The sequence below is a fragment of the Pseudomonas sp. HMSC08G10 genome (assembly GCF_001808425.1).
Taxonomy (GTDB): domain Bacteria; phylum Pseudomonadota; class Gammaproteobacteria; order Pseudomonadales; family Pseudomonadaceae; genus Aquipseudomonas; species Aquipseudomonas guariconensis.
Genome location: NZ_KV793315.1, coordinates 14,614 through 27,531, shown reverse-complemented (window position 1 = coordinate 27,531; position 12,918 = coordinate 14,614). Strand labels below are relative to the sequence as shown.

Annotated in this window: 12 protein-coding genes; 1 reads left to right on the top strand and 11 read right to left on the bottom strand. The window is 58.7% G+C overall.

Features of this window, described 5'->3' with window-relative positions; translation table 11 throughout:
- The 4 genes from HMPREF3173_RS16100 to HMPREF3173_RS16085 all read right to left on the bottom strand — a co-directional run.
- Nucleotides 1-744 (bottom strand): hypothetical protein (locus HMPREF3173_RS16100; protein ID WP_070574483.1); only part of this gene is annotated, 744 nt, incomplete at its 3' end.
- A gap of 15 nt (nucleotides 745-759) precedes the next feature.
- The gene (locus HMPREF3173_RS16095) at nucleotides 760-1,635 is read right to left on the bottom strand and encodes a hypothetical protein (RefSeq protein ID WP_070574481.1); all 876 of its coding nucleotides are present in this window, start codon (nucleotides 1,633-1,635) and stop codon (nucleotides 760-762) included.
- A complete protein-coding gene (locus tag HMPREF3173_RS16090; protein ID WP_256544517.1) occupies nucleotides 1,636-1,899 on the bottom strand; it encodes a hypothetical protein in 264 nt (87 codons plus the stop codon).
- A 47-nt stretch (nucleotides 1,900-1,946) separates the two neighbouring features.
- Nucleotides 1,947-5,414, bottom strand: a complete 3,468-nt coding sequence (locus tag HMPREF3173_RS16085; protein WP_070574478.1) for a TipJ family phage tail tip protein — start codon at nucleotides 5,412-5,414, stop codon at nucleotides 1,947-1,949.
- Between the two features lie 100 nt (nucleotides 5,415-5,514).
- On the opposite strand from HMPREF3173_RS16085, the gene HMPREF3173_RS24425 reads away from it, so the two are divergent.
- Nucleotides 5,515-6,045 carry a hypothetical protein gene (locus HMPREF3173_RS24425; RefSeq protein WP_139146864.1) on the top strand — a complete coding sequence of 177 codons (531 nt, stop codon included), beginning with the start codon at nucleotides 5,515-5,517 and terminating at the stop codon, nucleotides 6,043-6,045.
- Here HMPREF3173_RS24425 and HMPREF3173_RS16075 read toward each other — a convergent pair whose 3' ends face one another.
- The 7 genes from HMPREF3173_RS16075 to HMPREF3173_RS24420 are packed head-to-tail and all read right to left on the bottom strand — an operon-like array spanning nucleotide 6,046 to nucleotide 12,777.
- On the bottom strand, nucleotides 6,046-6,666 hold the full coding sequence (locus HMPREF3173_RS16075; protein ID WP_070574474.1) for a tail assembly protein: 621 nt from the start codon (nucleotides 6,664-6,666) through the stop codon (nucleotides 6,046-6,048).
- A complete protein-coding gene (locus tag HMPREF3173_RS16070; protein ID WP_070574472.1) occupies nucleotides 6,663-7,418 on the bottom strand; it encodes a C40 family peptidase in 756 nt (251 codons plus the stop codon). The genes HMPREF3173_RS16075 and HMPREF3173_RS16070 overlap by 4 nt, the downstream gene beginning before the upstream one ends.
- Nucleotides 7,419-7,420: 2 nt before the next feature.
- Nucleotides 7,421-8,170 carry a phage minor tail protein L gene (locus tag HMPREF3173_RS16065; protein WP_070574470.1) on the bottom strand — a complete coding sequence of 250 codons (750 nt, stop codon included), beginning with the start codon at nucleotides 8,168-8,170 and terminating at the stop codon, nucleotides 7,421-7,423.
- Nucleotides 8,171-8,179: 9 nt separating this feature from the next.
- Nucleotides 8,180-8,518: a phage tail protein gene (locus HMPREF3173_RS16060; RefSeq protein ID WP_070574467.1), complete on the bottom strand. Its 339-nt coding sequence runs from the start codon at nucleotides 8,516-8,518 to the stop codon at nucleotides 8,180-8,182.
- Nucleotides 8,518-11,265, bottom strand: coding sequence for a phage tail tape measure protein (locus HMPREF3173_RS16055; RefSeq protein ID WP_070574465.1), 2,748 nt, complete (start codon nucleotides 11,263-11,265; stop codon nucleotides 8,518-8,520). Before HMPREF3173_RS16055 ends, HMPREF3173_RS16060 begins: the two co-directional genes overlap by 1 nt.
- A 56-nt stretch (nucleotides 11,266-11,321) precedes the next feature.
- Entirely contained in the window at nucleotides 11,322-11,624 is a 303-nt protein-coding gene (locus tag HMPREF3173_RS16050) for a hypothetical protein (protein ID WP_070574463.1), read from the bottom strand.
- 25 nt (nucleotides 11,625-11,649) lie between these two features.
- Nucleotides 11,650-12,777: a DUF6575 domain-containing protein gene (locus HMPREF3173_RS24420; protein ID WP_139146863.1), complete on the bottom strand. Its 1,128-nt coding sequence runs from the start codon at nucleotides 12,775-12,777 to the stop codon at nucleotides 11,650-11,652.
- Nucleotides 12,778-12,918 lie beyond the last annotated feature (141 nt).

Here is a 12,918-nt window from a genome sequence, read left to right as displayed (position 1 = left end):
TGGAGAGTGTCTAGGAAAGCAGGGGCGATTCACTGTGCATCCAGAAGCGGTACGGGAAATCGACAGTTCAACCATCCCGCGGGATGCGGACTTGGCGACAAAGCTGTAATTGTTGTTGGCAAAGACCGCTGGGAATGCAATCGGCACGTTGGCGTACGTGATACCTCCGCCCCCATAATGGTTGAGCAGCTCTGTCCCTGTAGTGCCAGAGCCTCTGCCGTAACAAATCATGGTCCCGCTCGCCAGCTTTACGTATACGCCATTGGCGTTGCTCACCTCTTCGATGATTGCGCCTGTGGGCACGCCGCCGCTTTGGCTTACCGTGCCTAGAATGTCAGCCACAGCTGCCGACTTAAGGCCCAAGCCAGTGCGCGCCGTCGCTTGTGTGGTGCCGCCTGTACCGCCCTTCGTCACCGGCACCACGTTCTCGGTCGAGACATCACCCAAGCCAGCTAGTGTCGAGCCCCACTGCTGGAGGATCGAACTGATGGCGTCCCGGAGGCTCTTGTCGTACCCCTGGATCGGCGTGATCGCATAGCTTCCGCCGCTGACCGTCGCGCCTTTGTAGGCGGGAAGAATGCTCAGCACCGTGGCGCTGGCAATGTTGGTCACTTCGTACCAATTGCCGTCCGGGCCAAGAAACGCATCGCCCACCCGGCCATTGGCGGAAAAGTTGGTACCAGTTCCGGTCACCGTAGTTTGGCCAGCCGTGATCGCGACCGTGCCTGATCTGTACCAGGGCATGGATTGCTCCAATATTCAATTAAAAGGAAATGGAAGATTGTCAGTTCTGATGACCAAGGCTTCCGGATACTTATCAGTCGGTATGCCGTAGTAGCTGTTGTAAGTGACTGGAGCTCCCCAATACATGGTTGTTCTCGCAGCATCACATGCCATGAAGTAGATGCCGCCCGACGCACCATATGCCCCATCCATGTGGGCCTGCTGGTTCGTAACCGCTGGGAAAGGCGTACCCGGTGCAGACATTCCATCCATTCGACCCTGGCCAAACGACCTGGAGAATGTCGTGGCGGCTGCGAACTCACCGGAGCCCACCGAGATAAACACCCGAGCCACGCAGTAGTACGGGCCAGAATTGATGAAGCGCGTGGCAAACCTGGTCGCGCCCACAAATGGAACGCCGTAGGTTGCCACCCCATTGATCACGGTAGGTGTCGGTGGCGGCGGCGCTGAAACTGTGGCCGCGATGTTGAGCGGGTACTGCAACGAGTTGAAGGTCAGCGTCCCGGCTTCGTCGTAGCACTTCAGGCCTGCACCATTCAGCGTGTCCCGCATCGTGTCGAAGTAGTAATACTTCGTCGAAGGGCTCGCGCCGATATAGTAGAAGGTCGTGGTATCGCCAGAGCGGGAAGATCCACAGGAGATCCCAGAGCCAACGATGAAGACAATCGGAGCAACTGCTCCGGTTACGCTGAAACCATGGATGGCATCGGTTATCGATGACTCGGCGTAACTGCTGCCCTCGTTGGGCGGCAGGTTCGCAGACTTGTAATCCAGGCGCGGCCAGTTGAGCAGCAGCGTCATGTACCCGCTTTTCAGCAGACCGTAGGTGATCTTTTCCGTGTCGAATAGGAGAGCGCCGTCCTCCTTGTAGACCTTCAATCCCGCTGACATTTAGTGGTATCCGTAGTGAATTCGGCAGTTCAATGAGTAGAACCCCCACCCGCCGGCGTAGGAGTACTGCCAGGCTAAGGTCGCGGTGGAGGCCCCGACGGTCAGGGTCACCCCTGGGCGCTTTCCCAGATACTTGTTCTGCGCCGACAGCTCGGTGACGGCGTAGAACAGCTCCTTTCCAGCAGGAGGCAATGGAATCGAGAGAGAGCCATTGGACGCTCCTGTATCTACGTACCCCATCATCTGGCTGATTGAGCTCGTCATGTCTAGGAGCACCAAGCCGCTAGGGTCATAGACCTTCAGGCCAGTGCTCATACGTTCACTCCGAGGTCAATCGCCAGGTTGCCATTGGCGTGGTAGATGCGAAGGCGCTGGTTATTGATCAGCAGACGCCCCTGCCCAGCCACCGTGCCGTTGATCTCGAACGTTCCACTCTTGTTTAAGATCCAACCCTGCTGGCCAGCGACATAGTTGGTCGAGCTGATGTAGCTCCCAATCTTGGCGTTGGTGATGGTGCCGTCTTGGATGAATGCCGAATCCATGAACGACTGACCGCCCTGGACGGCAAAGAAGGACTTGATCTCTCCATTGATGCTGCTGGCAACCGAAAACCTATCCGCTAGGACGATAAATTGGCTTTGAAGACCAGCCGGACCGTTTTCGATCCCAAGACCGATGCCAGCGACAAGGTATTGTCCCTGTGAGTTGAGCTGCATTTTCACCGACCACATAGTCCGGGCCTTGCCGTCGAGGTCTGCCTGGGCCTGGCTGACGGTCTGAACTACAGCATTTGTCTGGCCGATCGAGGCTTCAAGCGTCTCAGTCTTCTTGACGATCGCCTCCTCTCTCGTCGCAGTTGCTTTCACCTCTGCAGCAAAGGCAGCGGTCGATTGCCACTGGTTAACAGCAGCCGCAAGATCCCCTTCAACGCTGTCGTCGCGATACGAAGCCCTCAGCACCTGCTGGCTTTCGGCAGCCACAGTCGCCTTGCCATCGACTTCAGCAATCTTGATCGTGTTCGTGCTGACCTGCTGGGCCAGGCCGTTGGCTGTTTCCAGCGACTGGCCGACATCGATCCAGTACGACACATTCGGTGGCGCGTTGCCGCCTTCTGGGTCGGCTGGCACGTCGTGTGTAGCCTGGTAAATCCGGCCATCGACAACGACCATCTCGCCCGACTGGTAGGCCAGTGATGGGTCGTAGGCCTTGAGGCCGTCCAGGGCATCGATCTGCTCCTGTAGGCCGTCGATCTTCTCCTTGAGCGCTTCGCCCAGCATCGACTCATCGATCTGGCCGCTGATCATCTCCAGGATCGGTCCGGCGTCGGTCTCCGACACGCCGAGCACACCACCACCCACCGGATACCAAGGCCCGATGTTGCCGATACGGTCAACCAGGCGCGCCCAGTAGAAGAACCGCGCGCCAGCCGCCAGGCCCTGCATTACGTACTCGCTCTGCGGATACGCCACGTCGGCCAGCTTCGTGGCCAGCTCCAGGTCATTGGCCTGGCCATACCAGACCTCCGTGCGCTGGGTATCCTCTGCATCAGCGGGGAAGCCCCACTTGAGCGCAATCCCAAAGACAATCGAGGTGGCCGTCAGGAAGGTGACCGCAGGTGGCAGCCCTTCCTTGCCCTTGAGCTCCGTGAGCATCGAGTCGCGCCAGATCGATGTGATGTCGAAGGCGCTGACCGCACGCACGCGGGCCAGGTAGGCGCCAGCGTAGATGCCGACCACGTCGACAGAGGTCGTGCCTACACGCTGCAGGCGCACCCAGTTGCCGTCGTCCTTGCGCCACTCCACGTCGTACGCCACTGCGCCTTGCACCGCCGGCCAGTCGATGGTCATGGTGCTGACCGCGATACCCTGAGACACGACCGAGGCCGAGGACAGGGTCACGCTCGCCGGCGGCGGCACAACCGTGATCGGAATGACGCTGATCGGGCGCTCTTGCAACTTGGCGCCCGTATCGATCGCTGCGAACTTGCTCGGGTTGAACTCCAGGGCGGTGATCTCGTACTCACCTTCGGCTGTACGCGAGGTCTTTAGCACGCGGAACAGCTGCACGGCCAGGTCGCTTGCATCGATAGCCCACTGCAGTTCGGGCTCCGGCGGCACGCTGTAGGCGGTGGTCACCGTCACGGCACGACCGTTAACCGATTGCACCGTCCGGCCCTGGGCGCTGCCGTTGGGCAGGTTGATGATCAGCCGATCGCCAGGCTTGACCTGGGTGTCACGGTCCAGTGTCACGACGCGGCCTGCTGCCGCCGAAATCCGGCCACCGTTTGGGCGACCCGATAGCAGCTCGTCGGCCACAGGGATGACGTGGCCTGGCAGCGGAATGCGCCCTTCCATGCCAGTTCGGAAGGTGACAGTGCGGTCCTGGTTGTTGCTGAGCAGCGCCCACTTGCCGCGGCGCTGGGCCTCAGAGGCTCGGGTGCACCCGATGGCCGAAATCTCGATCGGGCGATCCTGGTACCGGCGCTGCAGCGCAACGTCGGTCACCGGGATGACGTCTGTGTCGTAGTTGTTGGCCGGGTTGTCGTAACTCACCAGGGCTCGGCTGTAGTGCGTGCTGCGCTCTGCCCCGCCGTAGGTGAACTCGCCGTTGATGACGTTTGCCCTGGTGAACACGTAGTCGAAATCCTGGGCGCGGGGCATATCGGCCTGCAAGAACAGCGAGCCCTGGGCCCAGTACACCATGCCCCGGTAGATCGCCGACAGGTCACGCAGCAGCGTCCAGGCCTCGGCCTTGCCCTGCAGGTTCATGTCGCACAGGAAGCGCGGCTCTTGGCCCCCTAACCCGTCCGGCACCAGTTGGTCGCAGTACTGCGCGATGCGGTACATCTCCCACTTGTCGACCATCCACGACTTAATGCGCTTGCCCAGGCCGAACCGGTCTTCGACGCACAGCCCGTAGGTGACGAACGCCGGGTTGTTGGTCCAAGCCTGCTTGAATGTGCCGTCCCACGTCCCGGTGTAGGTGCGGTTGATCGGGTCGTAGTTGCTGGGCACCGGCCAGCGCCGGCCCTTGCACTTGACCGTCACCGACGGGATGTTCTGGAACTGCTCGGCGTCGAACTGGATGTACAGCAGTGCGGTGTTCGGGTACCGCAGCTTCTCGTCGATGATCTCGGTGTAGGCCGCAATGGTCATCGTGTCGGCGATGGTGCCGGAGTCGGCGTTCGGGGTGATCCGGCGAACGCGCATCACCCAGCCCGAGGTCGCATCGGGCAGATCCACGCGCACAGAGCGCTGGTAGCCGTTGGTGGTTTTGCCGCTCACAGCGCCGCGATGCGACTCAACGAATGCACCACCGTCGGTGGCGATGTCGATGGCGTACTCGATGGTGTAGCCATTGGTGTTGCCCTTGCTGTCCTGCTTAACCAGGCGCGGCCAGGAGAACCGCAGGCGCACAGCAGACAGCTGGGTATTGCTCAGCGTGCGGGTCCATGGAGTATCGCTGCGCAGCTCGACGTTGACCGAGGTTTCGCTCTCGACCGCCGGGATGCCCTGGATGTAGGACTGCTCGACCGTGCCCCGGCGCCAATCCCACTTTACGCCGGGGAAGTTCATGTTGCCGCTGGCGTCCTGGATTGGCGTGTTGTCCAGGTAGATATCCTTCGCCGTCGGCGTGCCCTCGAACTCGCCCTCTCCCACGGCCAGCAGGATCTTTGCAATGTTGGTGGAGCGCAGGCTGTCGGGCGCCTCAACCGGCGTCTTGGGCTTGGTGCTGCCGCCCTTGGCGCCAGCAATCTCAGGTGGGAGTTCAGGGCCCATACTTTCCTCCGGGCAATAAAAAACCGCCCGGAGGCGGTGATTATAGAGAACAACGAGAATATTCTGTTAGGAATAAACCGCGATCAAACAGGTGCAACAAATGCGACCAATAAGAAAACTGCATACTCCCAAAAAAAGCAAGCCTTCCACTCTCGAAATTTGCGCAATAGTAATTTCTATCCTGGCCTTATTTACCACCACCTATCAGTCATACCTAACTAAAGTCCACAACCTTAAAAGCGTAGAACCTCGAGTTAACGCCTACAAACAATTTGAAAATGACTATAAGATTGTAATATTTAACAATGGACTTGGCCCAGCCTTTGTAGAAAAAATCACATATTTTGCCAATGGCGAACCTCTCGAAACGGACTCCTTGGTCCCAGCAATGACCCAGCTTGGCGTAGAAGTAATGTGCTATACCTTTGGAATGCCACGCCCTGGCGACTCGTTCAAAAAAGAAGAAGAAGTTTTCCTGATAAAGATCAAAAACAATACAGCCTGCTCGCCTTCTAAATTTAGATTCATGACCTTAAAAGATTCTGAATTTGATTTCGAAATCCTGTACAGCTCAATTTACGGCGAGCAGTTCCACTACAGATATTCAACTAACCAACAAAGCAAACTGTAATTACAATTTATCTTCAGCATAAATCGAGGCAGAAATGATCGCCCCGCCCCAGCGGCGCTCACCGATGCAGATGGGCACCGGGTTGCCACTGGCCGTGGTGTTCTTGGCGCTGCCGAAGGCATAGGACGGCATGTTCTCCGGAGCGGTACTTTGAGACAGGCCCTTGGCCTGGGGACTGAGCATCTGGATGACGCCACCGATTGCCATCGACAGACCAACCGCTCCTGTAACGCCCCAAGCACCGCCCGCCCCGATTGCTCCGAGGCCTGCCGGCGCAAAAATGGCCACGGCAGCGATCAACGCGATGCCGACCACCGTTTGCATCAGCCCGCCGCGCTTGCTTCCGCTGATCACCGGCACGATTCTCAGCTCTCGAACGCCGCCTCGATCGAACTCCTCGATGCCAACGTTCTGCCGATTCCGGAACACGGCGAAGCGCAGGCCCATTCCATCAAGACGCTGGATTTCTTCTTCGAACCCCGCCAGCGTGGCTTTCAGAGCCTTGAACGCCTCCCAGGTGTCGCCGCTATCCAGTTGGCGGCGGTGGGTGCGGCCGAACTTCTGAGCCAGCGAGCCGGACAGCTTGATCGTGGTCATGGGCTTGTAGGTGATAGAGCTCATCGAGCCTCCTTGTGCCGCAGGATTAGGCGGGCTCGGTCGTGCCACGGACCGCCATAGATGATGATTTCAGACGGCCTGCCGTACAGGTGATGCAGCAAGAAAGGGCCTTGCCCGTAGACCTCGGCGTGCTCGCTGGGCAACTTCGGGTCGCTACCCAGGTAAATGCCTGCGTGGTTCGGATGCGCAGTGCGCCCCACAGCCATGACGATCATGTCGCCACGCTCTGGGCTGTCCACTTGGTAGAAGCCGGCGGCCTCGAATGCCTGCTCGTAAAGGCTTGGGCCGTCAGCCTGCTCCCACCAGCCATCCTCTCGGGCATAGGCAGGGAACTGCAGCCCCCACTCCCGCTGGTACCAGTCAGCGCAAACCTGCCAACAATCCCATGCGCCGTGCACGAAGGGTCGGCCCAGCAACGCCGTGTCGCCGGTTGGCGTAATAGTGCACAGGTCACCCTCTGGCCACGAAAGGATGTGCCAGGGCACGCCCGTGGCCTCACACATGGCCAGGTCCCGCGGTGACGGTCGGCTGGTGGCGTCCGGATGTGAGTGCACAATTCCAATCACCTGGCCCTGGTCTTCCGCCTGGGCGTACTGCTCGGGCGCGATTCGAAACTCCTCGATCGGGTCGGTGGCCACGTTCTCGCACGGGAAGTAGACCTGCTTCCGCCCGACAGCGAGCAGCAGGCCGCACGCCTCACGCGGGTACTCGGCCGCGGCGTGCTGCTGTACGGCGGCAAGGATGTGTTTCAGCATGGTCAGCTTCTCGCGATGAGGGAGACGGCCGGAAAGCCGCCAAAGGGCTTGGCCTTGGTATCGCCGAAGCGAACGTCGCACCCTGTGTCCAGGCAGCCGTTGCATTGATCCTTGGCCGGATCGCTCGTCGGCTTTCCATCAAAGTCAAAGTACGGGCCGGTGTAGCCACAGTTGGGACCCCGATAGCCACCGGTCATGGCCCAGTGGCACAGCTGAGTCATTTGCCGCCCGATCGATTCGCCCCCCACATCGCCAGGGCTGGCCAGCTCCCACGACACCTGGGTGCCGTTTTCGGAAATCTTCTGATCCATGTACCAGACCTCCGTGCTCTCCTGGGTCGGGTCCGCCTCTGGGTTGCCTTCTGGGAAGTTCACCGCATCGAGGTAGCGCTTGAGCGTCTGGCGGATCGTCAGCTTGAACTCAAGCAGGTTGTCGAAGGCCAGGCACAGCGCCGTGATGCGGCCGTTCACGTTGCCGACAGAAATCGTCGGGCGCACCGCCGTGCCATCCGAGTTGGCCTCGATACCCTCAACCTGCATTGGCCAGGCGCTGTACTCGTTGCCCTGCCACCAGATCGACTTAGCCGGCAGTTGATCCGCATCGACACCGGCTGCTGCAAGCTCCTCCGGCGTGTGTGGGATTGCATGGCCGTGAAAGCGCAGGACGTCGGCGCCGAAGTCTGAGCCGTCGAGCTCGAACAGCAATACCTCGCTGCCCGGCTCGAGCAGCTGGATGTCTTTGATCAGGGACATGATGGATCCTTACGGGTGAAAGGCCCGCTGGAACGTGGCGGTGACCTTGAATTGCTCGCCGCCCATTGGGGTTGGCTTCGGATCGACGCAGGTGAACAGCCCCAACTCACCGAGCGGAGTTTTCCAAAGGAAGGCCTTGGCGCCGGCATGGCGATCGAAGAAAGCCATGACCTCCTGAACCCTCGCCTTCCTGCCGGTGATGGTCACCGGGTAGCTGTCTTCTTTGTTGTTCGGGCCGTCACCGACGATTTGCCGATACCCACCACCGAACCGAGACTCCCGCACCCGATATTGGATATCGGGTGTCTCGCCGCGCTCTGTAGGCCAGCGAAAGGTTTCGATTGCCATCAGGCTCTTCCTTTAATTGCTCGCCAAGTTGCGCCACTTGGGCTCAGGGTTTTCCGCTCATTGCTGGCGATCTCTGCACGCACCATCTGGAGGAACTGCGGGGCAAGCTTCTGCCCAAGCTCAGTGTCAGCCTGCACATCACCTGACCCATCACGATTGATATTGATGGTGATCTCCATCTTCGGCTCAGGGCCGACACTTGACGCCCGAGGTCCGCCACCCATGGCGCGCACGCCGAGGTTTCCATCCGGCGCCCGGGTCAGCGGCATGATCGCCTCCGGGCCTGCTTCACCGAATACGCCAGCACCTTTCGCGAACGCGAAGAACTGCGGCGTGCTGTGCACCTGGTTGCTGAAGTGCGACAGGCTCGGCGAGTCGTACACCCCACCCTTGGCATTAGGGACGAAGGCGCCTTCGCTGAAGCCCGTCATGGTGCCCTCACCGACTGCCGAGCCTCCACCGCCGAAGAACCCGCCGATGGCTGACCCGAACAAACTACCGGCGATGCCCGTGATAGCCTGTCGAGTCGCAATCCTGGCCATGTCAGCCAGCACCGACTTGGTGAAGTCGGAGAACGATAGCTTGCCGGTGATGGCGAAGTTGGCGACGGCATCCTCCATCGACATGAAGGCATTGCTGAATAGCGTGCGCGTCTGGCCCGCAACATCCCGGGCCTGCTCGAGGTACGACGCGAACGCTGAGCGCGCGCCCAGCGACCAATCGGCCTGGGCGGCGTCGACATCCTCGTAGTACTTGGTCTGCATGGCCAGGCGCTCGCCCAGCGCCTTGCGCAAGGCGTCGGTCTCCTTCTCGTAGAGCCCCTGGCTTATGCGCCCCTCGTTGTGCTGCTGCTCGAGGTTGTCCAACTGCTGCTGGTACTGCTGCTCGATGTTGAGACGTTCTTGCATGCGCTGGCGCGAAACGTCGCCCACGCCTATGCCGGCCAGGTTGCTTTCCAGCACCACCGAGGCCCGCTGCAACTGACTGTTCAGGTTGGCTTGGAACGCCGACAGCTTCTGCGCTTCCTCGGTGGCCACCTTGCGCAGCTGCATCTCGCGCTCAAGGGCTTCGTTCTTCTTCAGCTGAGAAGTGATCAGATCCTGGCTGGCCAGCAGCGACCGTTGATCAGCGGTCAGCACCTGCTTGCCCTTGATATCGGCCAGCTGCTGCTCCCAGCGAACTAAGGCCTGACCAGCCTCGCCCAGCTTCTGCATCTCGCCGACCTGGGCGCCGATCAGGCCGCTCTGCTGCTGGAGCACTGAGTACTGCTGGCGGGCTTGATCGAGGGCCTTGGTTCCGGCGTCTTCGCGGTAGGCGGGTCCCTTGCGTTCGGGCTTATCCTTGAACTGCTCACGAGCAGCGTCGCGCAGCTGGTTCAGCTCGGCCTCGGTGTACACCCGGCCGCCGTCGCCAAGTGCCGACTTCCTTGCCAGCTCGTCGATCTCTTTGAGCCGCTTGGCCAGCTTTTCCTGGTTGCTCGCCGCTGTGCGCAGTTGGCTGTTCAAGATGTCCTGGGAGAGGATCGAATCACGCTGCCGCTGGTTGTAGTTTTCCTGTGCCTTATCGATAGCTGCCTGTGTTTTCAGCTGATTCTCAAGCGCTTGAATAGTGCTGATCACCAGATCTCTTCTGTCTTTGTTTTCCTTGCCCGCCGCCGCAATGGTGTTTTCAGCAAACATCTTGTCGATAGTAGCCAGCTCACGCCGAGCGTCGGCAAGCTGTTCAGCATACCCTTGCGTCCTGCCAAAACTTAAAGCTGCATCACCGGCATTCTTCGTCATGCCCCATACGCCGCGCCATGCTTTCTCGATCCATCCAAGATTCTCGACGATCTCCTTTGACCGGATGTCTATCGTTTGTGCATAGGTGTCAGTGAGAAGCTTGGCGGCGCCAACGGTATCGCCCTGCTCCTTTAGTGCTGCAATTTGGGCATACGTGCTGGCGGTGAGGAAGTTGTACTGGTCGTTCAGTTCGCGAGCGGCGGCCACTGGGTCTTTGCCGATCTTCACGAACTCTGCAACGGTCTCCTCTACCGCTCGCCCCGTTGCATCGCGCATCTGCAGGGCAGCTGCCGCCACCGTGCCGAAACTATCGCCCGCGATCTTTCCACCACTTGCAACCTGGGCAAGAACCTCAGCGGCAGCACCGGTGGTGCCGATAGTAGTGCTGATCTGCTTCGCTAGGTCAGACATGGCGCCGACGTTCGTCCCAGCGGCATTGCCAGTGAGAACAAGAGCTTTCCTGAACTCTTCCGTTTCTTGCGAACCCTTGTAGTACGCAACACCAACACCAGCCACTGCGGCGGCCAGCACTGTGTAAGGGTTTACCAGGCCAATGATGTAGCCACCAAGCGCCCGAGCAGCCGGGCCTACTCCGCCGAACATGTCTTTGAGCTGGCCGCCTTGTTGGAGCAGCACGGTGAAGGGGTTCATGCCGCCTTGCAGCGAGACGGCAATGTCGGTGAATTGCGCGGGCACGCCGCGGAGCGCCGAGGTATAGGCCTTGGTCGACATGCCGGCCGCCTGGGCTTGGCGTGCGTACCTGTCCATGGCCTGTTCAGCAGATTGAGTACTGACAGCCAGATCCTTGATGGATACACCGGAGCTTTTCGCCTGGACGCCAACGCTGCCAGTTGCGACCTCGGCACGCTCTCCTGCCTTGGCCAGCTTATCGAGATCGCCCGCAGCAGAGACTGCCTCACCTGATTCGACTTTGATGCCGAGTACAGCAATATCGCCTTGGCTCATGTTTCCTCCGGGCAATAAAAAACCCGCCGAAGCGGGTTAATGGAATTTCTCTCTGATCACTTGCACGTGGAGCTCACGATGACTTTCTGACCGTCGCTCTCCAGCAAGGCCATGTAGCTCCCATCATCCTTGCGCAGAGCCGCATAGGACGTGAAGCCTGCATAACCACCAGCGGAGTTTCTGCCGTTCACCTCACCACAAACGGTCCGATCGTCTCCAACCACTCTTTCATTGCGAAACTGCGCAGATGCTGGGTCCTTCAGTTGCGCGGCAACCGCCTCTCGGGCCCGGTCAATGTCGCTCTTCCCACAGCCAGCCAGGACGAGCCCGACCAGTGCCACCAGTGCCAAACGCTTCATGCGCGCCCTCATACAAAAAATGGGCTTATGCCCCAGCAAAGCTCGTCAGACTAAGTTTTCGGAACTCCCTGCCAGTGCCGGATACGATTTCGATCTTCTCCTCGCACCGGAAGCTATACCTATTCCCTAACGTAATCCCTGCCAAATTCAGATCCGATCCTTCTTTCACCGAACCACTATAAGAAACACCATCGACGATAATTTTCCAGGTTCTTGCTGACACGTCAGCGGAGTCAACAACACCAACCAAGTCTAGCATTTCCGTACTTAGATCCTCGCGATGGCGACACTTTTGAATTATGTTCTGTGCGCTTGCAACTCGAATCCTGCCCATGCTTGAGCTCGACATACCGGGCGTTGACCACCGATTTGTGAGCTGGCAATCGTTCTCCGAAACAAAATTCAAAAGATTCATCAGTGATGATGCGGCATGACCTTTAACCGAAAGTAGAAACTTAACTGCATCATCAGGGTTGGCGGCAACATTCAAAAACTCGTTCAATTTGGTAAACGCAGAAATTAATGCCCTATTCTCGCCAAGAATGTCACCCGATTCGGCGCTCCGCACCTGAACGGTGAATGAGCCATAAGAAAATCCGAACACATCGGACTCATAGGGATCATCCTCCTTCGGTATCGGCTTTCCGACAGCTTTCGCAGCTGACCTAGCAAGGTTTCGGATAACGCTTTGATAAATTGCTAAAAACTCCGAGAGTTTCCGAGTTCTTATCCTCGGTTCGTTGGCGGCTTCTGGCACAGAAAGCGACGCATAAGCCACTGTCGAGCGAAGTTCTTGAGCTTTATTTGAGACCTCATCTTCACAGTCGAAGACAAGCCCAGAGTCAGGTAGTAAATTCTCAGGAACGGCTGAGTACTGCGCAGGTGACAACGAAAAATGCTGGGTTAAATCATTCGGTGAAACGGTATAAAAATCATTCACCTCTGGAAACTCATATACCGTTCTCAGATCAATATTTGCGCTGCATAGATTTTTGAGACGCTGATCCGAGATTGGAACACACAGAAACAAGGGGTCATCATCCTTAATCTCTGCAAGCATGCAGGCATATCGCGAGCCTATGGAATCTTGCGCGACAAAAACTTGAGGGAAATCATACTCAAGCAAAGTGAGAATGAGCTTTACCGACCTCATGGGAGGACCTCGGCTGCCCTGATCATGTCAAAGTCGCTTGATCGCCACCAAGAGTAGTGGCTGTCATTCACCTTCCCTGTCTTCATCGCCACTCCATCGCAGGCGTTGAGCGTTAGCTGTACCACAGTCTTGTTTCTGTGA

Excerpts from the sequence above, each read along its gene's own strand:
- HMPREF3173_RS24425 (WP_139146864.1), top strand. The coding sequence starts at position 5,515 with ATGCGACCAATAAGAAAACTGCATACTCCCAAAAAAAGCAAGCCTTCC.
- HMPREF3173_RS16060 (WP_070574467.1), bottom strand. The coding sequence starts at position 8,518 with ATGGCAATCGAAACCTTTCGCTGGCCTACAGAGCGCGGCGAGACACCC.
- HMPREF3173_RS16075 (WP_070574474.1), bottom strand. The coding sequence starts at position 6,666 with ATGAGCTCTATCACCTACAAGCCCATGACCACGATCAAGCTGTCCGGC.
- HMPREF3173_RS16070 (WP_070574472.1), bottom strand. The coding sequence starts at position 7,418 with ATGCTGAAACACATCCTTGCCGCCGTACAGCAGCACGCCGCGGCCGAG.
- HMPREF3173_RS16095 (WP_070574481.1), bottom strand. The coding sequence starts at position 1,635 with ATGTCAGCGGGATTGAAGGTCTACAAGGAGGACGGCGCTCTCCTATTC.
- HMPREF3173_RS16055 (WP_070574465.1), bottom strand. The coding sequence starts at position 11,265 with ATGAGCCAAGGCGATATTGCTGTACTCGGCATCAAAGTCGAATCAGGT.
- HMPREF3173_RS24420 (WP_139146863.1), bottom strand. The coding sequence starts at position 12,777 with ATGAGGTCGGTAAAGCTCATTCTCACTTTGCTTGAGTATGATTTCCCT.
- HMPREF3173_RS16090 (WP_256544517.1), bottom strand. The coding sequence starts at position 1,899 with ATGACGAGCTCAATCAGCCAGATGATGGGGTACGTAGATACAGGAGCG.
- HMPREF3173_RS16085 (WP_070574478.1), bottom strand. The coding sequence starts at position 5,414 with ATGGGCCCTGAACTCCCACCTGAGATTGCTGGCGCCAAGGGCGGCAGC.
- HMPREF3173_RS16050 (WP_070574463.1), bottom strand. The coding sequence starts at position 11,624 with ATGAAGCGTTTGGCACTGGTGGCACTGGTCGGGCTCGTCCTGGCTGGC.
- HMPREF3173_RS16065 (WP_070574470.1), bottom strand. The coding sequence starts at position 8,170 with ATGTCCCTGATCAAAGACATCCAGCTGCTCGAGCCGGGCAGCGAGGTA.